At 63.8% G+C, this 24,962-nt stretch carries 25 protein-coding genes; 16 read left to right on the top strand and 9 right to left on the bottom strand.

The features are described from left to right. Nucleotides 1–74 precede the first annotated feature (74 nt). Complete coding sequence (locus QRN10_RS23190) at nucleotides 75–248, top strand: hypothetical protein (protein WP_181080847.1); 174 nt, start codon at nucleotides 75–77, stop codon at nucleotides 246–248. Nucleotides 249–257: 9 nt separating this feature from the next. Here the strand turns inward: QRN10_RS23190 and QRN10_RS23185 are convergent, their stop codons facing one another. Continuing rightward, nucleotides 258–1,451: a multidrug effflux MFS transporter gene (locus QRN10_RS23185; protein ID WP_181080848.1), complete on the bottom strand. Its 1,194-nt coding sequence runs from the start codon at nucleotides 1,449–1,451 to the stop codon at nucleotides 258–260. A gap of 85 nt (nucleotides 1,452–1,536) precedes the next feature. Beyond that, nucleotides 1,537–1,728: a heavy-metal-associated domain-containing protein gene (locus QRN10_RS23180; RefSeq protein ID WP_181080849.1), complete on the bottom strand. Its 192-nt coding sequence runs from the start codon at nucleotides 1,726–1,728 to the stop codon at nucleotides 1,537–1,539. Between the two features lie 148 nt (nucleotides 1,729–1,876). Here QRN10_RS23180 and QRN10_RS23175 point away from each other — a divergent pair, with 148 nt between their 5' ends. From QRN10_RS23175 to cueR, 3 genes are all read left to right on the top strand, one after another. Next, on the top strand, nucleotides 1,877–2,257 hold the full coding sequence (locus QRN10_RS23175) for a hypothetical protein (RefSeq protein WP_285429237.1): 381 nt from the start codon (nucleotides 1,877–1,879) through the stop codon (nucleotides 2,255–2,257). Between the two features lie 66 nt (nucleotides 2,258–2,323). Next, nucleotides 2,324–4,525: a heavy metal translocating P-type ATPase gene (locus QRN10_RS23170; RefSeq protein ID WP_285429236.1), complete on the top strand. Its 2,202-nt coding sequence runs from the start codon at nucleotides 2,324–2,326 to the stop codon at nucleotides 4,523–4,525. Then, a complete protein-coding gene (gene cueR, locus QRN10_RS23165; RefSeq protein ID WP_266245737.1) occupies nucleotides 4,522–4,923 on the top strand; it encodes a Cu(I)-responsive transcriptional regulator in 402 nt (133 codons plus the stop codon). The genes QRN10_RS23170 and cueR overlap by 4 nt, the downstream gene beginning before the upstream one ends. Nucleotides 4,924–5,306: 383 nt before the next feature. Here cueR and QRN10_RS23160 read toward each other — a convergent pair whose 3' ends face one another. Beyond that, entirely contained in the window at nucleotides 5,307–6,206 is a 900-nt protein-coding gene (locus QRN10_RS23160; protein WP_181080853.1) for a PA4780 family RIO1-like protein kinase, read from the bottom strand. Between the two features lie 134 nt (nucleotides 6,207–6,340). After that, nucleotides 6,341–7,618, bottom strand: a complete 1,278-nt coding sequence (locus QRN10_RS23155) for an acetyl-CoA C-acetyltransferase (protein WP_181080854.1) — start codon at nucleotides 7,616–7,618, stop codon at nucleotides 6,341–6,343. 109 nt (nucleotides 7,619–7,727) lie between these two features. Between QRN10_RS23155 and QRN10_RS23150 the strand changes: the two genes are divergently transcribed. Both QRN10_RS23150 and QRN10_RS23145 read left to right on the top strand, forming a co-directional pair. Further along, on the top strand, nucleotides 7,728–9,080 hold the full coding sequence (locus tag QRN10_RS23150) for a 3-oxoacyl-ACP reductase (protein WP_285429235.1): 1,353 nt from the start codon (nucleotides 7,728–7,730) through the stop codon (nucleotides 9,078–9,080). A gap of 2 nt (nucleotides 9,081–9,082) precedes the next feature. Next, the gene (locus QRN10_RS23145) at nucleotides 9,083–9,931 is read left to right on the top strand and encodes a MaoC family dehydratase (RefSeq protein WP_285429234.1); all 849 of its coding nucleotides are present in this window, start codon (nucleotides 9,083–9,085) and stop codon (nucleotides 9,929–9,931) included. A 14-nt stretch (nucleotides 9,932–9,945) separates the two neighbouring features. Here QRN10_RS23145 and QRN10_RS23140 read toward each other — a convergent pair whose 3' ends face one another. Together QRN10_RS23140 and QRN10_RS23135 are read right to left on the bottom strand one after the other, a co-directional pair. Further along, nucleotides 9,946–10,356: a response regulator gene (locus QRN10_RS23140; RefSeq protein ID WP_181080857.1), complete on the bottom strand. Its 411-nt coding sequence runs from the start codon at nucleotides 10,354–10,356 to the stop codon at nucleotides 9,946–9,948. A gap of 60 nt (nucleotides 10,357–10,416) precedes the next feature. Further along, nucleotides 10,417–10,608, bottom strand: coding sequence for a Flp family type IVb pilin (locus QRN10_RS23135; RefSeq protein ID WP_181080858.1), 192 nt, complete (start codon nucleotides 10,606–10,608; stop codon nucleotides 10,417–10,419). A 332-nt stretch (nucleotides 10,609–10,940) separates the two neighbouring features. Between QRN10_RS23135 and cpaB the strand changes: the two genes are divergently transcribed. From cpaB to QRN10_RS23095, 8 genes are read left to right on the top strand one after another with little or no spacing between them, the layout of a single operon-like run. Next, entirely contained in the window at nucleotides 10,941–11,873 is a 933-nt protein-coding gene (cpaB, locus tag QRN10_RS23130) for a Flp pilus assembly protein CpaB (protein ID WP_285429233.1), read from the top strand. 19 nt (nucleotides 11,874–11,892) lie between these two features. Further along, complete coding sequence (locus QRN10_RS23125; RefSeq protein WP_285429232.1) at nucleotides 11,893–13,110, top strand: type II and III secretion system protein family protein; 1,218 nt, start codon at nucleotides 11,893–11,895, stop codon at nucleotides 13,108–13,110. Next, entirely contained in the window at nucleotides 13,107–14,300 is a 1,194-nt protein-coding gene (locus tag QRN10_RS23120) for a CpaE/TadZ family protein (protein ID WP_285429231.1), read from the top strand. The genes QRN10_RS23125 and QRN10_RS23120 overlap by 4 nt, the downstream gene beginning before the upstream one ends. Beyond that, nucleotides 14,297–15,565 (top strand): TadA family conjugal transfer-associated ATPase, encoded by a 1,269-nt coding sequence (locus tag QRN10_RS23115; protein ID WP_253510289.1) that lies wholly within the window; start codon nucleotides 14,297–14,299, stop codon nucleotides 15,563–15,565. The genes QRN10_RS23120 and QRN10_RS23115 overlap by 4 nt, the downstream gene beginning before the upstream one ends. 11 nt (nucleotides 15,566–15,576) lie before the next feature. Further along, nucleotides 15,577–16,458 carry a type II secretion system F family protein gene (locus QRN10_RS23110; RefSeq protein ID WP_285429230.1) on the top strand — a complete coding sequence of 294 codons (882 nt, stop codon included), beginning with the start codon at nucleotides 15,577–15,579 and terminating at the stop codon, nucleotides 16,456–16,458. A 1-nt stretch (nucleotide 16,459) separates the two neighbouring features. Then, the gene (locus tag QRN10_RS23105) at nucleotides 16,460–17,347 is read left to right on the top strand and encodes a type II secretion system F family protein (protein WP_253510285.1); all 888 of its coding nucleotides are present in this window, start codon (nucleotides 16,460–16,462) and stop codon (nucleotides 17,345–17,347) included. A 12-nt stretch (nucleotides 17,348–17,359) separates the two neighbouring features. Next, nucleotides 17,360–18,070 carry a tetratricopeptide repeat protein gene (locus QRN10_RS23100; RefSeq protein ID WP_253510282.1) on the top strand — a complete coding sequence of 237 codons (711 nt, stop codon included), beginning with the start codon at nucleotides 17,360–17,362 and terminating at the stop codon, nucleotides 18,068–18,070. 11 nt (nucleotides 18,071–18,081) lie between these two features. Next, nucleotides 18,082–18,351 carry a DUF3613 domain-containing protein gene (locus tag QRN10_RS23095; RefSeq protein WP_285429229.1) on the top strand — a complete coding sequence of 90 codons (270 nt, stop codon included), beginning with the start codon at nucleotides 18,082–18,084 and terminating at the stop codon, nucleotides 18,349–18,351. Nucleotides 18,352–18,358: 7 nt separating this feature from the next. On the opposite strand, the gene QRN10_RS23090 is transcribed toward QRN10_RS23095, so the two are convergent. Together QRN10_RS23090 and QRN10_RS23085 are read right to left on the bottom strand one after the other, a co-directional pair. Then, entirely contained in the window at nucleotides 18,359–19,135 is a 777-nt protein-coding gene (locus tag QRN10_RS23090) for a response regulator transcription factor (protein ID WP_253510278.1), read from the bottom strand. Between the two features lie 114 nt (nucleotides 19,136–19,249). Further along, nucleotides 19,250–19,699: a prepilin peptidase gene (locus QRN10_RS23085; protein WP_181080868.1), complete on the bottom strand. Its 450-nt coding sequence runs from the start codon at nucleotides 19,697–19,699 to the stop codon at nucleotides 19,250–19,252. A gap of 72 nt (nucleotides 19,700–19,771) precedes the next feature. Here QRN10_RS23085 and QRN10_RS23080 point away from each other — a divergent pair, with 72 nt between their 5' ends. Both QRN10_RS23080 and QRN10_RS23075 read left to right on the top strand, forming a co-directional pair. Continuing rightward, complete coding sequence (locus QRN10_RS23080) at nucleotides 19,772–20,215, top strand: TadE/TadG family type IV pilus assembly protein (RefSeq protein ID WP_181080869.1); 444 nt, start codon at nucleotides 19,772–19,774, stop codon at nucleotides 20,213–20,215. Continuing rightward, nucleotides 20,212–22,947, top strand: coding sequence for a PAS domain-containing sensor histidine kinase (locus QRN10_RS23075; RefSeq protein WP_285429228.1), 2,736 nt, complete (start codon nucleotides 20,212–20,214; stop codon nucleotides 22,945–22,947). Before QRN10_RS23080 ends, QRN10_RS23075 begins: the two co-directional genes overlap by 4 nt. Here QRN10_RS23075 and QRN10_RS23070 read toward each other — a convergent pair. Then, nucleotides 22,932–24,878, bottom strand: coding sequence for a pilus assembly protein TadG-related protein (locus QRN10_RS23070; protein ID WP_285429227.1), 1,947 nt, complete (start codon nucleotides 24,876–24,878; stop codon nucleotides 22,932–22,934). The two genes, QRN10_RS23075 and QRN10_RS23070, sit on opposite strands and share 16 nt — an antisense overlap. Between the last annotated feature and the right edge of the window lie 84 nt (nucleotides 24,879–24,962).

Below are 24,962 nucleotides of genomic sequence, written 5' to 3'. Positions count from 1 at the left end.
TGTCATATTTGCGAGCGCATTCGGGTTTATATTGGCCGCCTTTGCCACGATTCTTTTACGTGAGGAAGTCAGCAATGAAGATCCTGATAAAAGCGTTAGCAAAATCCCAGTGGGAGGTCCGCCTGGACCACAAAGCCATTACCTTTCGCAGTGAAGCCGAGGCCCGTGCCTTTGCCGAGACCCTGCAAGCGCGCATCCAGGCGCCGCACGCTTTCCCGATCAGCCAGCAACGCGCCGCCGCTGGCTGAAACCGTCCGTCAGCCCTGCGCCTGCAAGGCCCTGGCCCGTTGCAGGCGCAAGGTCGACATGGCCACCGTCACCGCCAATAACCCGCACAAGCTGATGACCATCGCCATCGGCAAGGCCGTCCCATCGTGTAACACCCCGACCAGCGACGCCGCTCCCGCGGCCACGCCGAACTGAATGCAACCGAGCAACGCCGACGCGCTGCCGGCCCGAGCGCCTTGGCCGGCCATGGCGCACGCCGAGGTATTGGGCAGGATGCAGCCCAGACTGGCGATGCAAATAAACAGCGGCACCAGCAACGGCCACAACGCGTCGGTGCGCAACGCGGCCACACCCAGCAGCGTCAGCGCTGCCGCCACATACACCCACACCGTGCGCGACAGCAGGAACGCAGGGCCACGCTTGGCCAACAGGCGCGCATTGAGCTGGGCCACCAGGATAAAACCCGCAGCGTTGGAGCCGAACACCCAGCCGTAGTGCTCGGCGGGTACGCCGTAGAGTTTGATAAATACGAAAGGTGAGCCTGCGATGTAGGCAAACATCCCGGCAATCGACAATGCGCCGGTGAGGGCATAGCCGAGGTAGACACGGTCCGAGAGCAACTGAAGGTAACGACGCAGCGAGCCGGACAACGGCTGGCGCGGTTGATGGGCCGGGAAGGTTTCCGGCAGTCCCACCGCTACGGCGACGGCGGCCATCACACTGAAGATCGACAGCGCCAGAAAGATCGACTGCCAGCCCCACAAGCCCACCATCAAACCGCCGGCCAGCGGCGCAAGGATCGGCGCCAGGCCAGTCACCAGCATCAGTTGGGAGAACACTTTGGCCGAGCCCACGGGGTCGCACTTGTCGCTGACCACCGCGCGGGAAATCACCATCCCCGCACAGCCGCCCAGGGCCTGCACGAAGCGCGCGCCGATCAGCCATTCCAGGGACGGCGCAAAGGCACAGGCGAAAGAGGCCAGGGTAAACAGGGTCACGCCGCTGAGCAGCGGCCCACGCCGACCGAAACGGTCCGCCAGCGGGCCGTAGATCAATTGGCCGATGGCCAGGCCGGCAAAATACACCGCCAGGGTCAGCTGGATATGTTTTTCATCGGTGGCGAAGGCCGTGGCCATCGATGGAAAACCAGGCAGGTAAAAATCGATCGCCAGCGGCGCGAAGGCGCTCAAGGCGCCCAGGATCAGAATGATGCGAAGGTTCATCGGGCACCCAAGTGAGTCGGCAGCCCGACAGTCTAGCCGCGCTTGGGTGCCTTGAACATTACGATAGCTCGCTAACTATTAAAAATCAGACGACGGTGTAGCCTTCTTCCTTGATCAGCCCGGCGATCGTTTCGCGGCTCAGTTGGCTCTGCACGCTGACCTGCTTGGCCGCCAGGTCTACCGTCACTTCGGCTGCCGGATCCCGGCTCTTCACCGCCTGGGTCACCGCTTTAACGCAATGGCCGCAGGTCATTCCTTCCACAGTGAACACTTGCATGACATGACTCCTTTGATGAGGTTGAACCCAGTCTCGACCTTGCCACGATGGCAAGGTCAAGTTCCTGAGAAATCGGCCGGGCTGGTATTCGGGAGCGACGTCGGCCAAGCTTGAACTTTCCCAAGCTGTGAACCACGGAGTACTCGCCATGCGCTGGTCGTTTTTTGGCCTTGTGGGCCTGATGAGCTTGTCTGCCGCCGCGCCCCAGGCCCTGGCCGCTGAAGACTATGCGGTACTGATCATTTCCAGGGAGCGCCTGGAAGTGCCGACCAACTGCGAGATCGGCCTGTACCTCAACGATCAGTTGGCGGGTCGGCTGTTCCAGGAGCAGTCCACCTCGTTCAACTTGCCGGCGGGCAATCTGTCGCTGCGTCTCAAGCTGCTGCCGGGTCAGTCACCGGGCTGCCTGCCAGGCCTGCTGGCACCGCCGGCGCAGAACATTACGTTGAAGGTCGGCGACGTAAGCAAGCTGCGTATCGCCCAAGGCCCGGACGGCATGTACCTCAAGCCCGCCGCACTGGAATACTGAAGGCGCTTGACCTTACCCACAGGTCAAGGTTGATCCTGGGGGCTACTTCTCCTGGAGGACTGCCCCATGAATGGAACCACCACCTTTGACCTGCCCATCGGCGGCATGACCTGCGCCAGCTGCGCCGGCCGTGTCGAGCGCGCGCTGGGCAAGGTGCCGGGGGTGCAGAGCGTCAGCGTCAATCTGGCCAATGAGCGTGCTCACGTCGAAGTCCTCGGCCAGATAGACCCCAGCGTGCTGATCGCCGCCGTCGACAAAGCCGGCTACAGCGCCAGCCTGCCGCAAACCGAAACCCGCACCGCCGCCGATCAAGCCCAGCGCCTGCGCCGCGAGCGCTGGGCCTTGCTGCTGGCCATTGTTCTGGCATTGCCCCTGGTGCTGTCGATGCTGGTGCAGCCGTTCGGCCTGCATTGGATGCTGCCGGCCTGGGTGCAATTCGCCCTGGCCACCCCAGTGCAATTCATCCTCGGCGCGCGTTTTTACGTGGCCGCCTGGAAAGCCGTGCGCGCCGGAGCGGGCAATATGGATTTGCTAGTCGCCATCGGCACCAGCGCCGGTTACGGCCTGAGCGTGTACGAATGGCTCACCGCTCCGGCCGGCAGCATGCCGCATCTGTATTTTGAAGCTTCTGCGGTGGTGATCGCCCTGATCCTGCTGGGCAAATACCTGGAAAGCCGCGCCAAGCGCCAGACCGCCAGCGCCATCCGCGCCCTGGAAGCCTTGCGCCCCGAACGGGCGACCCGCGTGCGCGATGGCCATGAGCAAGAGGTGGCAATCACCGCCTTGTCGCTCAACGACGTGGTCAGCGTCAAACCCGGCGAGCGTTTCCCGGTGGACGGTGAGGTGATCGAAGGTCAGAGCCATGCCGACGAAGCCTTGATCAGCGGCGAGAGTTTGCCGGTGCCCAAACAGCCCGGCGACAAGGTCACCGGCGGCGCCATCAACGGTGAAGGTCGCTTGCTGGTGCGCACCACCGCGCTGGGCGCCGAAAGCGTCCTGGCGCGGATCATCCGCCTGGTGGAAGACGCCCAGGCCGCCAAGGCGCCGATCCAGAAACTGGTGGATAAGGTCAGCCGCGTGTTTGTACCGGCCGTACTGGTGCTGGCGCTGATTACGCTGCTGGGCTGGTGGCTGTACGGTGCGCCGCTGGAAACCGCCATTATCAATGCGGTCGCGGTGCTGGTGATCGCCTGCCCTTGCGCCCTGGGCCTGGCCACACCCACCGCGATCATGGCCGGCACCGGCGTGGCGGCGCGCCATGGCATTCTGATCAAGGACGCCGAAGCCTTGGAGCGCGCCCATGAAGTGAGCGCCGTGGTGTTCGACAAGACCGGTACCCTCACCTCCGGCGCGCCCAGGATCGCGCACCTGATCTCGGTAAATGGCGATCAAGCCCAACTGTTGCAACAGGCTGGTGCCCTGCAACGCGGCAGTGAACACCCCTTGGCCAATGCGGTGCTGCAGGCCTGCCAAGAACAGCAGTTGAGCATCGCCGATGTCAGCGCCAGCCAATCCCTGACTGGGCGCGGTATCGCCGGCACCCTCGATGGTCGGCCACTGGCCTTGGGCAATCGTCGGCTGCTCGAAGACAGCGGCCTCACCCCCGGCGACCTGGCGGATACCGCCCAGGCCTGGGAGGCCGAAGGTCGCACGTTGTCCTGGTTGATCGAGCAAGGCGCGCAACCCCGGGTTCTGGGGCTGTTCGCGTTTGGCGATACCCTCAAGCCCGGTGCGCTGCAGGCCGTGGGGCAACTCAAGGCCCAGGGCATCAGCAGCCATCTGCTCACCGGTGACAACCGTGGCAGCGCGCGGGTGGTGGCGCAGGCGCTGGGCATCGATGATGTGCATGCCGAAGTGCTGCCCGCCGACAAAGCCGCCACCGTTACCACGCTGAAAAAAACCAATGTGGTGGCGATGGTCGGCGATGGCATCAATGACGCCCCGGCGCTGGCGGCCGCCGATATCGGCATCGCCATGGGCGGTGGCACCGATGTGGCCATGCACGCCGCCGGCATTACCCTGATGCGCGGCGACCCGCGCCTGGTTCCGGCCGCGCTGGAGATCAGCCGCAAGACCTACGCCAAGATCCGGCAGAACCTGTTCTGGGCCTTTGTGTATAACTTGATTGGCATTCCCCTGGCGGCGTTCGGCCTGCTCAACCCGGTGCTGGCGGGCGCGGCGATGGCGTTGTCCAGCGTCAGCGTAGTGAGCAATGCCTTGCTGTTGAAAACCTGGAAACCCAAGGATGTGGAGGATCAACACCCATGAACATCGGCCAAGCCGCCCGGCAAAGCGGCCTCAGCGCCAAGATGATTCGCTACTACGAATCCATCGGCCTGTTGAAAGCAGCTCACCGCACTGACAGCGGCTACCGCGTCTACGGCGCGGATGACCTGCACACATTGGCGTTTATCAAACGCGCGCGGGATCTGGGGTTTTCCCTGGAGGAAGTCGGCAAGCTGCTGACCTTGTGGCAGGACCGCAATCGCGCCAGCGCCGACGTAAAAGCCCTGGCGCGCCAGCACATCGACGCACTCAACCAGAAAATCCTGGAACTGGGCCAACTGCGCGACACCTTGCAGGACCTGGTGGAACACTGCCAGGGCGATGACCGGCCCGATTGCCCGATTCTTAAGGAGTTGGCGTCCGGCTCTTGCTGCTCCTAAGGGCATACGCAAAACCAATGTGGGAGAGAGATTGCCCGATAGCGGTGGATCAGCCAGCCGTTGCGGTAACTGAAACGCTGCCATCGGGGCATAGGTATCTTCACAAGTCTTAAAGGCGGACACATAACGCTGTGGTGAGCAGGCTTGCCCTGCGCTGGGGCGCGAAGCGGCCCCTCTCCGCACACTGTGGCGTATCAGGCCAAACCGGTTGTCAGGTTTTAGGGCCGCTTCGCAGCCCACCGCAGGGCAAGCCTGCTCACCACAAAAACCTCACTTTCTCAGGTTATGTTTTCTACCGAAGCTGTGTAGATACCTGTGCCACCGGGGGCAAGTCGAATCGTCGCACCGCCCCTCCCACCTGTTGATCTGCCTACAGCCGAAGACTATTGCATCCAGGGCGGCGGCGGTGGCTCGTCGGGGGTTTTGCTCGACGGCGCATCATCCGCCGCTCGAATCGCCTGGCGGCGCTCTTCATCCAGCCGCGCCGCTTCGATCTCACGGATCACGCCGCCGACATCCGCCAGCTCTTCGGGCTCGTCGAACTCGCCGGTCAAGACGCTGCCCGGGTGCAAGGTACCGGCTTCGTACAAGGCCCACATTTCCTTGGCGTACTTGGTCTTTTTCAGCTCCGGGGCAAAGCGCCCGAAGTAGGAAGCCATGTTGCCCACGTCGCGTTCCAGCATGCTGAATGCATGGTTGTTGCCCGCCGCATCCACTGCCTGGGGCAAGTCGATGATCACCGGGCCGGTCGGCGTGAGCAGCACGTTGAATTCGGACAGGTCACCGTGCACCAGACCGGTACACAGCATCAGCACGATCTGCGAAATCAGAAAGGCGTGGTACTCGCGGGCCTGATCCGGCTCCAGCACCACGTCGTTCAGACGCGGCGCGGCATCGCCATACTCATCGGCCACCAGTTCCATCAACAGCACGCCTTCGAGAAAGTCGTACGGCTGCGGCACGCGTACACCGGCGCCGGCCAAGCGGAACAACGCCGCGACTTCGGCGTTCTGCCAGGCGTCCTCGGTTTCTTTCTTGCCGAACTTGGAACCCTTGGCCATGGCCCGGGCCTGACGGCTGTTACGGACCTTACGGCCTTCCTGGTATTCGGATGCCTGACGAAAACTTCGTTTATTCGCCTCCTTGTAAACCTTGGCGCAACGCAATTCGTTGCCGCAGCGCACCACATAAACAGCTGCTTCTTTACCACTCATGAGTGGGCGCAGCACTTCGTCGACCAGACCGTCTTCGATCAGGGGTTCAATGCGTTTAGGAGTCTTCATCAGCTTTTATTGTGGGTCCTTTGTTACCAAATACGCGTATGGCACTCGTTATACGGCAATCGGCTCGCTGGTGGGAGAGGCGACTGATCTTTGCCCGTTGAAGAATGCAACCAATAGGCCAATTAAGGGCGCCCTCAGCGCTCGATGATCGCCGTCACACCTTGCCCACCCGCGGCGCAGATCGAGATCAGCCCACGGCCCTTGCCCGCCGTCGCCAGCAATTTGGCCAGGTTGGCGACAATGCGCCCGCCGGTAGCGGCAAACGGATGCCCCGCCGCCAGGGAACTGCCCTTGACGTTGAGACGGCTGCGGTCAATCGCGCCCAATGGCGCGTCCAGCGCCAGGCGAGTCTTGCAGTAATCGGCATCTTCCCAGGCCTTGAGCGTGCACAACACTTGGGCGGCGAAGGCTTCGTGGATCTCGTAGTAATCGAAGTCCTGCAATGTAAGACCATTCCTGGCCAGCAAGCGCGGCACCGCATACACCGGCGCCATCAGCAGGCCTTCGGCACCGTTGACGAAATCCACCGCCGCCGCTTCGCCATCGCGCAGATAGGCCAGGATCGGCAAGCCGCGCTCCTGGGCCCACGCCTCGCTGCCCAGTAACACCAGGGATGCGCCGTCCGTCAACGGGGTGGAATTGCCGGCGGTGAGCGTGCCCTTCTCGCTGCGTTCAAACGCCGGCTTGAGGGCGGCGAGTTTCTCCAGCGTCAGGTCGGGGCGCAGGTTGTTGTCGCGGGTCAGGCCCAAAAACGGGGTGGTCAGGTCGTCGTGCCAGCCTTCGGCGTAAGCGGCGGCCATTTTCCGGTGGCTCTCCAGGGCGAGTTGGTCCTGCTCGTCGCGGGGGATCTGCCAGGTCTGCGCCATCAACTCGCAATGCTGGCCCATGGACAAACCGGTGCGCGGTTCGCCATTGCGCGGCAGCTCGGGCTTGAGGTGATGGGGACGAAGTTGTAACAGGACTTTCAGTTTATCCGCCACGGACTTGCTGCGATTGGCCTGCAGCAGAATCCTGCGCAGGCCTTCGTTCACGCCGATGGGCGCGTCGGAGGTGGTGTCCACGCCGCCGGCAATGCCGCATTCGATCTGGCCCAGGGCAATTTTGTTGGCCACCAGCAGCGCCGCCTCCAGCCCTGTGCCGCAGGCCTGCTGAATGTCATAGGCGGGGGTTTGCGGGGACAGGCGCGAGCCGAGTACGCATTCGCGGGTCAGGTTGAAATCCCGCGAATGCTTGAGCACCGCCCCGGCGGCCACTTCACCCAGACGCAGGCCGTGCAGGTTGTAGCGTTCGATCAAGCCTTCCAGGGCGGCCGTCAGCATCGCCTGGTTGCTCGCCGTGGCGTAAGGGCCATTGGAGCGGGCGAAAGGAATGCGGTTACCGCCAATGATCGCTACACGCCGCAATTGAGTCATGGAAAGCTCCCTGTGTGTGATGGGCCGGGGTGGGACCGTTAAGCCTAGTCGAACGACTGCTACCCTGGGATGGTCAACCCTTTGAACCCCAGCCTTCGGAGAGCGTTCCATGTCTGACCGTTATATCGACTTCGCCAACTCCAGCCTCGGCCAGCGCCTGGTCGCCGCCATTGGCCTGCCGTCGCCGGGACGCCTGGAACGCTGGCAGGCCGGGCGCCTGCGTCCCGTCGAGGGCGCCTTGCTGCTCGGTGGCGGCGCGTTGGCGGCCCAGGTGCTGCCGTTCGCCAACAAACTCACCGACGCCGTCTACAGCTACGGCGCCGAACCGCTGGGCGCCCCCGCGTGGATCCCCGGCCACGGGCCCAAGCTCAAGGCGGTGGTGTTCGACGCCAGCGGCCTGCAGCACACCGATTCGCTCAAGCAACTGCGCGAATTCTTTCAGCCGCTGCTGAAAAATCTCGACCATAGCGCCCACTTGGTGATCCTCGGTCGCGCCCCGGAAAGCCTCAGCGATCCGTTCGCCGCCAGCGCCCAGCGCGCCCTGGAAGGCTTCAGCCGCTCTTTGGCCAAGGAACTGCGTAACGGCGGCGTGCTGCAGTTGCTGTATGTCGGCGACGGTGCCGAGGCGCAACTGGAAGGTGCGCTGCGTTTCTTCCTGTCGCCGAAAAGCGCCTACATCTCAGGCCAGGTGATTCGTCTGCAGGCCTGCGACACCCTGGTGGAGGACTGGACACGTCCGTTGGCGCGGCGCAAGGCTTTGGTCACCGGCGCCGCCCGTGGCATCGGCGCGGCCATCGCCGAAACCCTGGCCCGTGACGGCGCGCAGGTGATCCTGCTCGACGTGCCCCAGGCCAAGGCCGATCTGGAAGCCCTCGCCGCTCGCCTGGGCGCCCGCACCGTCGTATTGGATATCTGCGCCGAGGACGCCGCCACGCAGTTGATTGAACACCTGCCCGACGGCCTCGACATTCTGGTGCATAACGCCGGCATCACCCGCGACAAGACCCTGGCCAATATGACCCCGGAATATTGGGATGCGGTATTGGCGGTCAACCTGAATGCGCCGCAGGTACTGACCAAAGCCCTGCTCGACAGCGGCACCCTGCACGACAACGCCCGCGTGGTGCTGCTGGCCTCCATCAGCGGCATCGCCGGCAACCGCGGGCAAACCAATTACGCCGCGAGCAAGGCCGGCTTGATTGGCCTGGCCGAAGCCTGGGCGCCATCGCTCAAACCTCGGGGCATCAGCATCAATGCCGTCGCCCCCGGGTTTATCGAAACCCAGATGACCGCGCATATTCCGTTCGCCCTGCGTGAAGCCGGGCGGCGCATGAGTTCGCTGGGCCAGGGCGGTTTGCCTCAGGATGTCGCCGAGGCCGTGGCGTGGCTGGGCCAGCCCGGCTCCGGCGCGGTCAGCGGGCAAGCGCTGCGGGTGTGCGGGCAAAGTCTATTGGGAGCGTGAACATGCAGTGGCAGACCTTAAACAACCGACCGTTCCTGCCGCCACTGTATTGGCGCGCGGCGCTCAAGCGCAGGATCAGCGGCAACACGCTGCCCGACCGGGGGCTGCGCTGCCGGGTCAGCGTCGATCCCAAGGCGGTGGCGGCGTATCGCAAGGTATGCGGCTTTGCCGACAGCCCGATGTTGCCCGCCACCTACCCGCATATCCTCGCTTTCGGCGTGCAGATGCAATTACTCACCGACACCTCGTTCCCGTTCCCTCTGCTGGGGCTGATCCATCTGAGCAACCGTATCCGCGTCCACCGCCCACTGGGAGGCATGGGCGAACTGTGGGTCGGCGTGCATGCGCAGAACCTCAAGCCACACGCCAAAGGCGCGACTTTTGACCTGGTCACCACCGTCGAAGACGCCCTCGGCCTGCTCTGGGAAGGCGAGAGCCGCATGCTGTGCCGGGGCGTGAAGCTGCCAGGCGAAGCCACGGATGAGCCGTTGCCCACGCCCATCCAGGTCAGCGAACTGACGCGCTGGAACGCCCCCGCCGATATCGGCCGCCGCTACGCGCGGGTGTCCGGCGACTACAACCCGATCCACCTCAGCGCCCTCACCGCCAGGCTGTTCGGTTTTCCCCAGGCCATTGCCCACGGCTTGTGGAACAAGGCGCACAGCCTGGCCGCCTTGGGTGAGCACTTGCCCGCGGCCAATATCGAGTTGTACGTGGAGTTCCGCAAACCGGTGCGATTGCCCAGCGACCTGCGGTTATCGGCCAGCGCGGCCGGTTCCAGTGGCGAGTGGGTACTGAACGGGAGCGGCGGGATCGAGCATATGGTCGGCAAGTGGCAGCCGATCGGCTGACAGGCAACCGATGCTCATGGCTTTAGTCGTGTGGGCCGCACGGGAAACAGGTTATTCAACGTATCGATCAACCGCACCAGGTAGATCGGTTTGCGAAACAGGTCCAGCACCTGCAGGCGCAGCAGGTCGCTGACATCATCCATCTCGGCATGGCCGGTCATGACGATCACAGGCAGGTGCGAGCGCTCGGTATGTTCGCGCAGGCGCTTGATCAGGGAGATGCCGCTTTCCTCGGGCATGCGCAGGTCGGTGATCACCAGTGCGATGTCCGGGTGCAGCGTGAGTTCCTGCAGGGCAAAGGTGACCGAGGTGGCGGTGTAGCATTCGAACCCTTCGTTCTCAAGGGACTCAGCAAGCTCAACCAGCGCGTCCTCTTCGTCGTCCACCAAAAGAATTTGCTGGCGGGTTGGCGAAGAGGCGCTCATAGACATTCCCTAATTGAAAAAATACTTAAAGGAAGATGGCCACGCGTGATACCGACGGTCTCAGGTGGTCATCTTCGTCGCAATACTGTCGAAGATCGATTTGATCTTGTCGCCAAGCCCTGCCCCGGCGCCAACAATTACTAATGCAACCAGCGCCACGATAATGGCGTATTCGATACCTGACGCCCCTTCGTCGCGCTTGAAAAACAGTTGCGCCTGCACGTAAAGCTTCAACATCTGGTCAAGGAACATAAGACTTCTCCCTAATACGACACAGCAAGCCGTTATGGCTCTAGCGCGGATCATCGCGGCGTGCCTTTAGAGCATTGTCAACAAACCCCAGCCTCACAACTGTAATAACGGATTAATCACAAAGTATTAGTCGTAAAGTTCGCGCCGCGCCAGCGCGCACCTGGTGCAGATGCAGTTTACGAGGCGGATTAATTTTCCCGACGTTAATGGCGTTTCGTCCTACCTGAGCTACCGTCAAATAGCCAAATCGTTACATGTTCATCACAGCCAGGTTGCGAATTAACTCGTTTGGATAGACGGGTAGGCAGTGCAACGCAAGGAGGAGAGCCGTCATGAACAGTCGCATCAGCATGGCGCTGGCCGGCTTGCTGCTCATCGGGGCATTGATCGCGGGGTATTGGGGGCTGTTGTTAAGTCGCACGCCCGAACCTGTCGCCGCCCCCGTCGTTTCCGTGGAAAGCACCGTTTCCACCGTCGAAGACCAGACCCGGCGCCCCGTGGTGGTGCTGGTACATGACGTGCCCGCGTTCGTCCCTCTCACCGCTGCCGACCTGGCGCTGGAAAACCTGCGCACCGTGCCCGCCGGTAGCCTCACGGAACTCGACCAGGCCATCGGCCGCCGGCCGTTGCGCGCCTTGGGCGCGGGCACCTGGCTCAATGATCAAAGCTTCAGCGAAGGCGGTCCGCTGGCGCGCATGATTCGCCCGGACGAACGCGCGCTGGCCGTCGCGGTGGACGAAGTGATCGGCGCCGCCGGGCAACTGAGCCCCGGTGATTACGTGGATGTGCTGCTGTTTCTGGCGCGGGACACCGATAATGCGCAACAGTCGGCACAGATCATCATTCCCGCGCTGCGCCTGCTCAGCGTCGGCGATCAACTGGGCCTGGCCAACGACGGCCAGCCCGCCGTGCCGCCGCCGGCCACCGTGGAAGAACGCGCCCAGGCTGCCCAACGCCGGGCGGGCGCACGCACCGTGGTGCTGGCAGTGCCGGAGCCTTTGTTGAGTCGCCTGATGCTTGCGGCGCAAGCGGGTACGTTGCGCCTGGCCGTGCGCAGCGCCGATGAACAGTTGCTTGGCAGGTACTGGGCCGGCGAAAGCGATCCCACGAGCACACTCGCCGAGGCCAACCGCGACCTCTACCAATTTACCCAACTGGCTCTGATCGGCCCGCCCAAAAGCCCCGCGCAGAGCGACACCGCCCCAGCCGTCCGCCGAGGTATCGAAGTGATACGCGGCGCCCAGGCCGCTCAACAAACCCCATGACCGCGCAAGGATGCCGTGAATGAGCCATCGCTACGCCCGCCCCTTCGCGCCCCTGGCCTGGGCCTTGCTGCTGATATGCCTGCCGGTGGATAGGGCGTTGGCGGCGTCGAGTAATTGCAGCGCCCTGGGCCCCTTGCCGGCGGTGCTCGAAGTCGGCGAGGGCCTGCAACAGGAAGTGCAATCGCCGGTCGCCATCACCCGCCTGGCGATCGGCGACCCGAAAATCGCCGATGTGCGGGTCAACGGCGATCGCCACTTCCTGCTCACCGGCGTCGGCAGTGGCGCCACCAGCCTGATGGTCTGGACCGCCTGCGCCAGCGCGCCCCGCCAAAGCATGGTGTTCGTCAAGGGCAAGGCCACGGCGGCGCTCACCAGCCTGTCACTGTCGCCATCCCAGGATCCGCTGCTGCCCAGCCAGGTGCAGACCGACATCCGCTTCGTCGAAGTCAGTCGCAGCAAACTCAAGGAAGCCAGCACCCGCTTGCTCGGCAACGGCAGCAACTTTTTCTTCGGCAGTCCCAATCTGCTGTCCCCGTCGGAAGGCGTGTTCAAGCTGCCGGTGAGCGCCGACAGTTTCAACATCGGTTTTGGCGGCGGGCGGGTCAAGGCCATGATCAACGCCTTGGAGCGCAGCGGTTTTGCCTATACCCTCGCACGCCCCAGCCTGGTGGCCATGAGCGGCCAGAGCGCCAGTTTCCTCGCCGGCGGTGAAGTGCCCGTGCCGGTGCCGAGCGCCGGCAGCGACAGCATCTCCATCGAATACAAAGAGTTCGGCATCCGCCTGACGCTCACGCCCACGGTGATCGACCGCACCCGCATCACCCTTAAGGTCGCGCCGGAAGTCAGCGAACTGGACTACAGCAACGCCGTGCAGATCCAGGGCATCCAAGTGCCGGCGCTGACCGTGCGCCGCACCGACACCAGCGTGTCCCTGGCCGATGGCGAAAGTTTTGTGATCAGCGGGCTGATCAGCACCAATGCACGCACCACCATTAACAAATTTCCGGGACTGGGGGATATCCCGATTCTCGGCGCGTTTTTTCGCGACGCCAACAGCAGCCGCGAAGAAAAGGAGTTGCTGATGATCGTCACCCCGCACCTGGTGCAGCCACTGGCTGCCAACGCGCAATTGCCATCGCTGCCCGGTGAAAAACTGCGCAGCTACGATCCGAATTGGTACCGCTTGTTCTTCCTCGAAAACGGCGACTTCGACCGTCGCAGTGGACTGTCCCAATGAGCAATAGCCTGAGCCAGACCTTCCTGGCCATTACCCGCAACAGCGTCGACCTGGAGTGGCTGCAGGGCGCCCTTGCGCCCCTCGGCCAAGTGGTCGGTGCCGGGGGTGGCAGCCTGGACGAACTGCTTGCCCTGGTGGACGTGACCTTCGCCAACCTGGTGTTCATCGGGCTAGACCGCGACAACGTGGTGGCCCAGAGCGCACTGATCGAAGGTGCTCTGGAAGCCAAGCCGATGCTGGCGATCGTCGCCCTCGGCGACGGCATGGACAACCAGTTGGTGCTCAATGCGATGCGGGCCGGCGCGCGGGATTTTGTCGCCTACGGCTCACGCTCAAGCGAAGTGGCCGGGCTGGTACGCCGCCTGAGCAAACGTCTGCCGCCCAGCGCGCCGAATGCGCACCTGGGCGGGCTTACCGTGCTCTACGGCACCCAGGGCAATGGCGACGGTGCCCTGCTGGCCAGCCACCTGGCCATGGTGGTGCAAAAGAGCGGGCAGCAGACCCTGTTGCTCGACCTGGGCCTGCCGCGCGGCGACAGCCTGACGCTGCTGGGCCTGGAAAGCACTTTCAACTTCGGCGATGCCCTGCGCCATCTGCGGCGCCTGGACACTACGTTGATCGACAGCGCCTTCGCCCGCGCCGATGACAACCTGCGCATCCTGGCCTATGCCGGTCACGACGAGCCCCTGGAACTGACCAGCGCCGCCGAGGTGTACATGCTGCTCAGCGCCCTGCGCCAGCACTTCCAGCACATCGTGGTGAACCTCACCGGGCAGACCGACAGCGAAGCCCTGCGCACCTTCGTCAGCCACTGCGACAAGCTGCTGTGGTGCACCGACCAGAGTGTGCTCGATTGCCGGCGCAACCTGGCGGTGCTCAACCTGTGGCGGGAAAAAGGCATGAAACTCGAACACGCCAAGCTGCTGATCGACCGCCACCTCAAAAGCTGCGCGCCGGACATCGACACCTTGGAAAAGACCTACGGCCTGGAATGCGTCGCGGTGCTGCCCCTGAGCGCTGAATTGCGCATGAATGCCAAAAACCAGGGGCAAAGCCTGTTCAGCCTGGCCCCCCGAGAGACCTTGACCCAAGGCCTGCGCACCCTCGGCGAACGCCTGGCCAGACGCTCCGAAGGCATGCAGAAACCGTCGGCGCGCTGGTTCGAACGTCTGCGCAGGTCGCAACGATGAACGGCGAGAAACTGTTCGGCGGCCCGGTCCGCGCCCCCGGGCACAACGACCATGACGGGCTGAAACTGGTGTTGCACCGCTACATCATCGATGCCATCGAGGAGTCGGGCAAAAACCTGCTGGAAGGCACGCGCCAATCCCTGGCGCAGTTGGTGATCGATAAAGTGTCGGAATACATCACGCGCATGCACCTGGCGGTTTCCCGTTACGAGATGGAGCGCCTGGCCGAAGAAATCGTCGACGAACTGACCGGCTTCGGCCCACTGGAAGTGCTGCTGCGCGACCCGGCGGTGACCGAGATACTGGTCAACGGCCCGCACCGGGTGTTTATCGAGCGCGAAGGCCTGCTGCACCAGAGCGACCTGCGTTTTATCGATGCGCACCATGTGGAGCGGGTGATGCAGCGAATCCTCGCACCGTTGGGCCGGCGCCTGGACGAATCGTCACCCATGGTCGATGCGCGGTTGCCGGACGGCAGCCGGGTCAACGCGATTATCCCGCCGATTGCGCTGGATGGGCCCTGCCTGTCGATACGCAAGTTCCGCAAAGACATGCTCAAGAGCAGCGACCTGGTGGCGATGCAAACCATCGACCACAGCATCTTCGAGTTTTTTCAGGACGCGGTGGGCAAGCGTTGCAACATCCTGATCAGCGGCGGCACCGGCACCGGCAAGACCACGCTGCTCAATATCCTCAGCCAATTGATCAACCCCCACGAACGCCTGGTCACCATCGAAGACGTCGCCGAACTGCAATTGGGCCACCCACACGTGGTGCGTCTGGAAACCCGCCCGCCGAATGCCGAGGGGCATGGCGAGGTCAAGGCCAGCGACCTGATCCGCAACGCCCTGAGGATGCGCCCGGACCGCATCATCCTCGGTGAAATCCGCGGCGTGGAAGTGCTCGATGTACTCACCGCGATGAACACCGGTCACGACGGTTCCATGAGCACCGTGCATGCCAACAACGCCCAGGATGCGCTGCTGCGCCTGGAAACCCTGGTGGGCCTCACCGGCCGTGTGGTCGCGGAAAAAACCCTGCGCCAGATGATCTGCGCGGCGCTGGACGTAGTGATCCAACTCACCCGCCTGCCCGATGGCCGGCGCTGCGTGAGCGAGGTGGTGGAAGTGGTGGGCGTGCGCGATGACATTTACGTCACCAACACGCTGTTTCGCCTGGACCGACGCACCGCCGTCGGGTTCGTGCGCGAAGCGCTCAACCCGGCGGGCGACAAACTGCGCCGCGAAAGCGCGCTGCCGCAGTAAGGAGAAGCACGGTGTCCGGAACCTTCCTGCTGCTGATCTGCATCATCCTGGTGGCGCTGTCTTTCAGCCTGTTCCAGAGCGGCGTGCGCCGAGCCAGCAGCGAACGTGTGCTGGAGCGGCTCGCCGAAGGCCAGCCTGCGAAGGCACCGACCCGCGCTGCGTGGGCCGGCCTGGAACGCATGCTCCAACGCGCCGGCCTGGGCAAGCCCACCGAGCGCCTGGGCCTGTGGCTTTTCGGCTGGGCGCTGGGTGCATTGCTCGGGCTGCTGGTAGCCCAATGGCCAGGCCTGCTGCTGATGCTTGTGCTGCCACCACTGATCGCACGCGCCTACATCGCCTGGCGCTATCAACACCGCGTACGCCGAATGATCGAACAACTGCCGTCGCTGCTGGACTACACCGTGCGCAGTCTGAAGTCGGGACGCACCCTCGCCGACGCGGTGCTTGGCGGTATCGACGCGGCCGACGAACCGCTCAAGCAAGCCATGGGGCGCATCCAGCGTAACGTGCAACTGGGGGTGAGCCTGCCGGATTCGGTGCATGACTTCGCGGAGTTCTACGAGCGCGATGAGTTTCGCCTGTTTGCCCTGGGTCTCAAGGTCAACCACCGCTACGGCGGCAACGCCAGCGAGTTGCTGGAAAACCTGATCAAGATGATCCGCGAAAAAGAACAGGGCGCGCGCCAGCTCAAGGCCATGACTGGGGAAACGCGCATGACCGCTTACGTGCTGGCCGGCCTGCCGGTGTGCATGGTCGGGTACTTCATGTTCGCCAACCCGCACTATCTGATGACCATGTGGAACGACGAAACCGGGCGCTGGATGCTGTTCGGCGCCCTGGCCATGGAGCTGACCGGCAGCTTCGTGATGTGGCGCATGTTGCGGAGTATCTGAGATGGCCCTGCTGGCGAGCGCGCTGATGTTTCTTGCGGCCTTGGTGCTGGTGGCCGGCCATTGGCTGGAACAGCGCCGCCGCCGGCGCCTGATCAACCTGCGCCTGCAGGGGCAGATCACCCGCCAGGCGCGGCTCGGCAGCCTGATGCGGCATCTGGGCGCCAGCACACTGGCCCAGCGCTCCGTTACTCTGGACACCGAAACCCAGACCCTGCTCAACCGTGTCGGCTGGCGCAAGGCCAATCAGCGCTCGATGTTTGCCGCGTGCCAGGTCGGTACACCGCTGGTGCTGCTCGGCCTGACCCTGGTGGGCCAGCAACTGCTGTACCCGCACACGCCGTCGCCGTGGATCGCCCCGCTGGTGGCGCTGGGCCTGGGCTATCTGTTGCCCAAGCGCATCCTGGCATCCACGGCCAAACGCCGGCAGCAACGCATTGCCATCGAGATAGCCACCTTTATCCCGCTGCTGCGCATCATGTTCGAATCGGGCATGGCGGTTGAGCAGGCCCTGCGCGTGCTGAGCAGCGAGGGCCAGCGCCTGCTGCCGGAGTTGACCCAGGAGCTGCGGCTGGTCCTGGCCCGCGTCGATTCGGGCCTGGAGCTGGGCGAAGAATTAGGCAAGACCGCACGCGTGCTGGCCGTGGATGAGTTCAACGACACCTGCACCATCCTCCAGCAACTGATCCTGCAGGGCGGCGGTGCGATGAAATCGCTGCTGGCCCTCAAGCAGTTGCTCGACGACCGACGCCTGACCCATTTGCAGGAATACATCTCCAAGATGTCGGCAAAAATGTCGGTGGTGATGATGGTGTTCCTGTTCCCGGCCTTGCTGATCGTGCTGGGCGGTCCGGCCTTTATCGGTATCGCCCGTGCACTCAGCCACTTTTGAGGAAAGCCCCCGATGAAAATACTGATTGCCGGACTGGCTCTGATGATGCTCGGCGGCTGCGCTGCCAATGGCCAGTCACCGTGGGCGACGTTGACCACGCCCGGCAATTGCGCCAAGCCAGGTTCGGAACAGGAACTGGCGCTGAACCTGGCCGACGACCTCGCCAACGAGGGCAAGCTGCACGCCAGCCTGGCCAACCTGCAAAGTCTGCCCGATGCGCTGCCCCAGGTGCGCCAGCGCAAGGCCCGGGCTTATCGCTTGCTCGGACGCAGTGAGGCCGAGCCGTTGTATCGCAGCCTGCTCGGCACCTGTATGACCGCCGAAGGCGAACATGGCCTGGGCCAACTGGCCGCCGCCAAGGGCGACAATGCCCAGGCCATGACCCATCTTCAACGGGCGGCGCGGCTGGCGCCCACCGACGAGAAAATCCGCAATGATCTGGGCGTGGTTTACCTCAAGCAACGGCGCCTGGAGGACGCGCGTTTCGAGTTCCTGACCGCCATCGAACTCAAGCAAGGCGACCCATTGGCCGCCGTCAACCTGATAACGCTGTTGATTTACCAGGACGACTGGGGGCAAGCGGCAAAAGTGGTCAGCCAACTGGGACTGAGCCCTGAACAGGTCACCGAAGCCCAGGAACGTGCCGAGGCACTCAAGGCCGCCGGCGCAACGGCGCACAACGTCGCGACGGGCGGCGCCGCGCCACCTGTGACCGTGCAATAGGAGTCGACACAATGAAAGCCCATTACCTGGTTTTTCTAGGACTGCTGCCTCTGGTGGCCTGCGCCATCGAACCTGGACCATCCTCACCGCAGCAAGCCGAAACGGAGCAGTGGCTGACGTTGCAGGTCAACGGCCAGGCCGCCTCGCCGACGCCGCAAACCGGCAGCCCCGCCGAGCGCGAGCAGGCGTTGCAGCGTTGGCTGGACAGCAATAAGCATCACATCCCGGAGTTCTTCGAACAGGGCGCCGACGGTGCATCGTCCGGCGGCGCGCGCCGATAAGCGCCCGTCAGTGCTCCGGGATGCGCTGACGCGCCATCGCACTGGGCGACAGGGCCAGCGCCAGTTGGGTGCGGTTGTGCATCTGAGTCAGGCGCAGCACCTGGGACACGTACAGCTTGACTGTGTTCTCGGTAATGCCCAGCTCGCAGGCGATCTGGTAGTTGGTCTGGCCCTTGCCCACCAGGCGCGCCACGTCCAGCTGGCGCGGTGACAGCTGCATGAAGATCGGCGCAACGTCCGCCGGCAGCGCGGCATCGCTGGGCGCAGCGTCGTCGGACGACACCGGCGCTCGGCGCACCTTATCGAGGTCCTGGTAAAGGTCATTGATGGAGTCGGAGAGGTCCTGCAACTTCTGGTTCAGGTGCCCCAGCTGCAGCTTTTTTTGCCGCTCGTCCAACGCTGCTTCCTGGCGCTGGATACCTTCGAGCAGCTCATGCAGATCGACAGGCTTCTGGTAGTAATCCGAAATCCCCGCGCGCAGCGCTTTGATCACATCCTGCTTGTCGGCGCGACCCGTGAGCATGATCGCCTCGAAGGCGCGTTGCTTGCCGGCAAGCGTCTGCATCGCCTGCACCAGTTGGATGCCATCCATGTCCGGCATATGCAGGTCGCACAGCACCAGACCGATTTCAGCGTCTTCAGCAAAACGCTGCAACGCATGATGGCTGGATTCACAGGGCACGCAGCGGTAGCCACTGTCTTCCAGAAACTCACACAGTTCTTCCACGATCAGGGGTTGATCGTCGACCACAAGCACTTTTACTGCCGGTATCAGCTTATTCACGCGCGACTCCATGCCTGGCAGCCCAAAGGCGACCTATCCATTCGGACGACTGATTGACGGGGCGTTCCCCTAAACCTAGACGCAGTTTGTAACTCTGTACATAACGTACGCCCGCTATTGAACCCACAGCCAGTAGAGGGTGAAGCCCACCAGCACACAGGGCGCGAACGGCTGTTTTTTTGACGCCCTCAAGCCCGTTTTCGAAAGACGCACCGCAAGCCGTTGACCCGCAAGCACCCAGCCCCCTTGCGCCACAACCGCGACGATCAGCGACCACAGCAGGCAATCCACCGTGCCGGCCAGGCCCAGAGCGGCGAGCAGTTTCACATCTCCCGCGCCGAAACGACCGAGGGCATAACCTGGCAAGGACAACGCCAGCGCCACTGCCAATGCCCAGCCACCTTCGACGGCGGCCCCACCGAGCCAGGTAGTGCCCGTGCACGCCAGGTAGATCAAGGCTGACAGCGCCGCGCCCAGAGTCAGGCGATTGGCAATCCGCCGCTGTCGCCCGTCCTGTAACGCGCAAAGCCCCAGCCACACCAGCACCACCACGCCGTGAATCACGTAAAAAAAGTCCCTTTTCGCTGATTGATTCTATGCTGATATCAAGTAGTAGCCGTCAGGGTAGACGCAGTCATGAAAACCGGCCTCCCCCGCCAGCAGAAAGGCGCCGCCGCCATCGAGTTCGCCTTGGTCTTCGGAATGTTCTTTGCGGTGTTCTACGGCTTGATCAGCTACAGCCTGCCCTTGCTGCTGATGCAATCGTTCAACCAGGCCGCGGCCGAGGCGGTGCGTCAAGCCATGGCCGTGGACCCCGCGACCGCCGGGACGGCCTACGGCGCGCAACTGACTCAACGCGCCAAGGACACAGCGGTGGGCCAATTGAGCTGGATCCCGGCCAGTTTCCAGTTCCAGCGTGATGATGTGAGCGCCACCTATACCGGCAACACCTTGACCGTCACGATCAGCTACCCCTCCTCCCGACTCTATGCCGTATTCCCGGCGCTGGTCCTGCCGGGCGTAGGCACCGTGCCCAGGCTGCCGGCCAATCTGGCGGCACGTTCGAGCCTGCAGTTTTGAAGGCCGGAGAGCACCTGTTCGGGCGCTTGCTCGGCCGTACCGCTGGCGCCGATCACACGCCCACCGCCAGCGGCTTGCAGGTGCAGTTGGATTCGCGCGGCCAGGTCATGGGCCTGAGCGCGGCGCTGCGCGCGCAATTGGGCCCGAGCACCGTGGGCGGGACGCGCCCGCACCTGCGCCAATTACTGTGTGCCGGCAGCACCCTGAGTATCGAAGGCAACCCGGCCGAGTGGCAGCACCAGAGCCTGGACCTGGATTTTCAGGGGGCGGCCGGTCAGGTGCTGCACACCCGAGGGTGGGTCGAGCCCGATGCCGACGGCTGGGTCTTGCGCCTGCTGGATGTGGGCGATTTGCTCGAAGGTCGGCAACTGGCTCAGGACCGCGAACAGAACCATCAACTGGCCTGCCGAATGAGCCAGCAATTGCGCGTGTGCAGCCTTGGCCGCTTGCCCGAGGTGTTCAACGAGCACTTGCGCAGCCTGTCGCAACGCTGGCGCATCCCGTGTGTCGCCGTGGCATTGCTGGATGAGGATGATCAGGGATGGCGAATCTACAGCCAATATGCGGCCCACGATGCACCAGCGTTGTGGCAGACCGGCCAGCGCCTGGGCACGCGTCTGGACAGCCTTAACGGCAACGCACCGTTGCGCCTGGACACGGCCCGGGGGCGCAGCGACAACCCACGCCTGCACAGCGTGTTCGGCGATGCCGACGGGGTGCTGGTGCCGTATCGGGACGGCCAGGGTGTCGCCGCCTGGCTGCTCTGCGGTTTCTACCGCGGCCAACCGCACACCCATGACCAGGATTGGCTGGACCTTGCCGCCGCGCTCGCCGGCCCGTTGCTCAGCCGCCTGCGCGAGCAACACCATCATCAGCAACTGGAGCGGGTCGAAGCCTTGCAAGGCCTGCTTGGCACCGGCTGGTGGGAACTGCTGCCCGCCACCGATGAAATCCAGCTGGCGCCGCAGTTGCTGCACAGCCTCAGCCTGGAGGACGGCCCGACCCGCCAGCCGCTGGCGCTGTGGCTGGAGCTGATCCACCCCGCCGACCGCCAGGAACTGCACAGCCGCCTGCACGACCTGCAGACCCTGGGCAGGCCGCTGCTGACCGGCGTGCGCCTGCAGCGCAGCGACACCGCGCAGAATCCGATCTGGTATCGCGTGCAAGGCCAAGTGCTGGGCGAGGGCCGGCAGCGGCGCTGGGTCGGTTTCATGCTCGACATCAGCGACATCAAGAACCAGCAAGTGCAGGCCGCCGCCGCCCATGCGCGCCTGGACAACCTGATCGCCAGCGCCCCGGCGGTGATTTATGTGCAGCGCTACGTGAGCGGCGCGCTGCACCCCGTGTTCTTCAGCGACAGTTTGCTGCCCCTGCTCGGCTGGACCCTGGCCGACTGCGACCACGAGCACCTGCCCGCACTGATCCACGCCGACGACCGCGACCTTTACTTCGAGCGCACGCGCCAGTTGCTACGCGAGGGCAGCGTGCGCAGCCGCTACCGTGTGCGCGACAGCCAGGGCCATTACCACTGGCTGCTCGACGAGGCCAAACTTTTGCGCGACGACCTTGGCATACCGGTGGAGGCGGTGGGCCTGTGGCTGGACGTGACCGAAGCGACACTGGCCGCCGAGCGCATTCAGCAAAGCGAAGAGCGCTACCGCATCCTGGTGGAAGACTCGCCGGCGATGATCTGCCGTTACCGCCCGGACTTGACGCTGACCTTCGGCAACACGCCGTTGGCCCATTACCTCGAATGCCAACCCGCTCAATTACCGGGGCTGAACCTCGGCCATTGGCTGTCGGACGAACAGCGCCGAGCCTTTGTGCAGCGTATCGGCCGATTGACCCCGGAGTTTCCAGTGAGCACGGCGGAAATCAGCCTGGCGCTGCCGGGGCGCGAACATGCCTGGTGGGTGTGGTCCGACCGTGGCGTGTTCGATGCGCACGGCACGCTGCTGGAGGTACAGGCCGTGGGCCGCGACAACACCGAAGTGCGGCGCTCCCAGCAGCAACTGACCCAGAGCGCCAAGATGGCCACCCTCGGCGAAATGGCCACCGGCCTGGCCCACGAAATCAACCAGCCGCTGAATGTGATGCGCATGGCTATCGTCAACGTGCTCAAGCGCCTGGGCGACGGTAACGCCGAGGTGGCTTACCTCACCGAAAAACTGCAGCGCATCGACGCCCAGGTGCAACGCGCCACCCGCGTGGTGGACCACATGCGCGTATTCGGCCGCCGCTCGGAAATCGAACAGCAGCCCTTCGACCCGGCCCAGGCGGTGGAGGGCACCTTGGCGCTGCTCAGCGAAGGGCTGCGCGGCAAAGGCGTGGAACTGCGCGTCACCGCGCCGAACGTCGCGGTGCAGGTCACCGGTTATGTCGACCAGTTGGAGCAAGTGTTGATCAACCTGATGGTCAATGCCCGCGACGCGCTGTCGAGCCAGCGCGAAAAGAACCCGCAACTGCGCCCTTGGATCGCGCTGCATTGTGAGCACGACAGCCGGCATGTGCGCCTCTGGGTGGAAGACAACGCCGGCGGCATCGACCCGCGTCTGCTGGAGCGGATTTTCGAACCGTTTTTCACCACCAAGCCGATCGGCGTGGGCACCGGGCTGGGCTTGTCGGTGAGCTACGGCATTGTGGAAAACATGGGCGGACGCCTGAGCGTGATCAACGGCGAACAGGGCGCGCGGTTCTGCGTGGAATTGCCGGTGGCTCAGATCACCAGGTAAGCGCGGCCCATATGGCAACTGAGGTTGGCGCCGACTTCGGCGTTGCCCAGGCTGATGCCCAGGGACTTGAGCAGGCTGTTGACGACAGGGTCAAGCAGCGGCGACAGCACGCCCTGAACCAGCGAGATCACCGAGTTGGCAATGGTGTTCATCGTGCTGGCCACGCTCGCCAGCGCGCCGCTGGACACGCTGCCGCTGGGAGGCACATAGGTGACCTGCAGAGCGCTCAATGTCGCGCTCAGGCTGCCGATGATATTGCTCGTGCCCGCCGCGGGGAGGTAGGTGGGCGTGGCGTTCATCTCCGCCACGGGGGCAAATACCAGCGGGCCGGACTGGGCACCCACGGTGGACAGCGCTTTGACCGTCAGGCCACCGCCCACATTCGGTGTGCGGTTGGGGCTGCAAAGCAGGTTCAATACCGCACACGAACGCTTGCCGAAATCCACCAGCCTCAGCGGTTGCACGACCACCGGCGCGGTGGAGGAAAGCGCCGTCGAACTGATGGTGCCGATGCCTAACGTTGCTGCGGAGGTGCTGGTCTGCGTGGTCAGAGACTTACTGGCCGGCGTGGCGCAGGCGTAATCGGTGACATGGCTTTCAGCACTGCCGGCCTCGATGTAGATCGACAGCGTATCGCTGATCGCCACATCGGTGATTTCGCAGGAGACCAGACAAAGGAGCCCACCCACCGCCGCTGGAATATTCAAATTCAACAGGCCCTTCACCAGGTTCGAAACCGGTTTACGCAGCCCGCTCAGTACCGTCGCGACCGAAGACACTCCATTCAAGACAGGTGCCTGCACCGTTATCAGCGTGCGCACCTGCGCCGTACGCACGGCTATCTGATCCGTCGGCGGCACATTATTAAGCCCCGCCTTGGCCTTCGCCGGGTTGCCGATCGCCGACAGTTGCGGCGGCTCCATGATTTTGGTCTGTACCGATACATTGCCTACCAGTGGAATATTCAACTGCACCGCTGCGCTCACCGGGTTGTTGCTGCTGGACAATTGCGCGGTGGTTTGCAGCAGTTGGAACAGTTGAAGGTTGCTGTTCAAAGCGGCAGCCGACGTACCGGTGGCAATTTTGAGCAACTGCCCGACCGTCAACTGCCGAGTGCTGGGGGCAATCGCCTGAACCTTGATTACATCGTTGATAACGGCGGTGGCCACGGCGCCGTCTTTTTGCAGGACCTTCACCGACGCGTCGATCAACTCATTGGCGGACACCGCCGTACTGAGCAACGCATCGTAGTCGCCCGCCTTCACGTTCAAGGTAAGCGCCAACTGATCAAGGTAACCGAGCAGGTTGACGTTGGTGTTCAGCAGCCCGTTCCAGCCTGCCGCGGTCAGCGACAGGCTGCCGCCCAGCAGGCGCCCCATCGCCAGGTTCAAAACATCTGACTTTGCCGAATCGACGGTGCCCAGGTTGCTGCGGATGCTCAGTTGCGCCACGGGCGGCGCGTAGGCGGCCACGGCGGTGGCGCTGAGTTGGGTCTGGGTGGATGACGAACCGCCGCTGAACAGGCTCCAGAGGCCGCTGACAACGCTGGTCATCACGCTGCGGGTCGCCACCACGCGTACGGCCTCGTTCTTGGTGGCATCCGGGTTGAAGACGCGGATATTACCGGCATTGGTGACCAGCGTACCGCACGTCACTGTCAGGCCACGGCTGCTGTCGCCAGTCACCGTGAAACCGTTGCGCGCGGCATTTTCCCTGGCGAAGTCGTTGGCTGTGGTGGTGGGGCTGCACAGGCCGCCGCGCCCGGCGGCTTCCAGGGCCGAGGTGTCGGCGATGGATTGTAATTTGCGCTTGTCCAGGTACAGGCGGCCGCTGTCTACCGCCAGCAATAGAAAGACCAGGGCTACCGCGAGGGTGCCCGCCGCCATCAAGCTGATGGCACCACTCTGCCTGCAACCGATTCGGGGACACATCAGGCACTCCTTCGCGCTTACTCTCCGTAGGTTCGAAGGAGTGTAGACAAGGATGGCGGGGGCTGCCGCGCCGGCGGCGGTCAG

The organism is Pseudomonas sp. lyk4-R2A-8, from assembly GCF_030209095.1.
GTDB lineage: Bacteria > Pseudomonadota > Gammaproteobacteria > Pseudomonadales > Pseudomonadaceae > Aquipseudomonas > Aquipseudomonas quebecensis.
This window is presented reverse-complemented; position numbering and strand designations above follow the sequence as displayed.

What these genes read in the sequence shown, in the direction of transcription:
- QRN10_RS23125 (WP_285429232.1), top strand. Translation starts at nt 11,893, where the DNA reads ATGAGCCATCGCTACGCCCGCCCCTTCGCGCCCCTGGCCTGGGCCTTG.
- QRN10_RS23095 (WP_285429229.1), top strand. Translation starts at nt 18,082, where the DNA reads ATGAAAGCCCATTACCTGGTTTTTCTAGGACTGCTGCCTCTGGTGGCC.
- QRN10_RS23135 (WP_181080858.1), bottom strand. Translation starts at nt 10,608, where the DNA reads ATGTTCCTTGACCAGATGTTGAAGCTTTACGTGCAGGCGCAACTGTTT.
- QRN10_RS23175 (WP_285429237.1), top strand. Translation starts at nt 1,877, where the DNA reads ATGCGCTGGTCGTTTTTTGGCCTTGTGGGCCTGATGAGCTTGTCTGCC.
- QRN10_RS23100 (WP_253510282.1), top strand. Translation starts at nt 17,360, where the DNA reads ATGAAAATACTGATTGCCGGACTGGCTCTGATGATGCTCGGCGGCTGC.
- QRN10_RS23145 (WP_285429234.1), top strand. Translation starts at nt 9,083, where the DNA reads ATGCAGTGGCAGACCTTAAACAACCGACCGTTCCTGCCGCCACTGTAT.
- QRN10_RS23080 (WP_181080869.1), top strand. Translation starts at nt 19,772, where the DNA reads ATGAAAACCGGCCTCCCCCGCCAGCAGAAAGGCGCCGCCGCCATCGAG.
- QRN10_RS23155 (WP_181080854.1), bottom strand. Translation starts at nt 7,618, where the DNA reads ATGACTCAATTGCGGCGTGTAGCGATCATTGGCGGTAACCGCATTCCT.
- QRN10_RS23070 (WP_285429227.1), bottom strand. Translation starts at nt 24,878, where the DNA reads ATGTGTCCCCGAATCGGTTGCAGGCAGAGTGGTGCCATCAGCTTGATG.
- cpaB (WP_285429233.1), top strand. Translation starts at nt 10,941, where the DNA reads ATGAACAGTCGCATCAGCATGGCGCTGGCCGGCTTGCTGCTCATCGGG.
- QRN10_RS23150 (WP_285429235.1), top strand. Translation starts at nt 7,728, where the DNA reads ATGTCTGACCGTTATATCGACTTCGCCAACTCCAGCCTCGGCCAGCGC.
- cueR (WP_266245737.1), top strand. Translation starts at nt 4,522, where the DNA reads ATGAACATCGGCCAAGCCGCCCGGCAAAGCGGCCTCAGCGCCAAGATG.
- QRN10_RS23170 (WP_285429236.1), top strand. Translation starts at nt 2,324, where the DNA reads ATGAATGGAACCACCACCTTTGACCTGCCCATCGGCGGCATGACCTGC.
- QRN10_RS23190 (WP_181080847.1), top strand. Translation starts at nt 75, where the DNA reads ATGAAGATCCTGATAAAAGCGTTAGCAAAATCCCAGTGGGAGGTCCGC.
- QRN10_RS23185 (WP_181080848.1), bottom strand. Translation starts at nt 1,451, where the DNA reads ATGAACCTTCGCATCATTCTGATCCTGGGCGCCTTGAGCGCCTTCGCG.
- QRN10_RS23120 (WP_285429231.1), top strand. Translation starts at nt 13,107, where the DNA reads ATGAGCAATAGCCTGAGCCAGACCTTCCTGGCCATTACCCGCAACAGC.
- QRN10_RS23105 (WP_253510285.1), top strand. Translation starts at nt 16,460, where the DNA reads ATGGCCCTGCTGGCGAGCGCGCTGATGTTTCTTGCGGCCTTGGTGCTG.
- QRN10_RS23180 (WP_181080849.1), bottom strand. Translation starts at nt 1,728, where the DNA reads ATGCAAGTGTTCACTGTGGAAGGAATGACCTGCGGCCATTGCGTTAAA.
- QRN10_RS23115 (WP_253510289.1), top strand. Translation starts at nt 14,297, where the DNA reads ATGAACGGCGAGAAACTGTTCGGCGGCCCGGTCCGCGCCCCCGGGCAC.
- QRN10_RS23160 (WP_181080853.1), bottom strand. Translation starts at nt 6,206, where the DNA reads ATGAAGACTCCTAAACGCATTGAACCCCTGATCGAAGACGGTCTGGTC.
- QRN10_RS23140 (WP_181080857.1), bottom strand. Translation starts at nt 10,356, where the DNA reads ATGAGCGCCTCTTCGCCAACCCGCCAGCAAATTCTTTTGGTGGACGAC.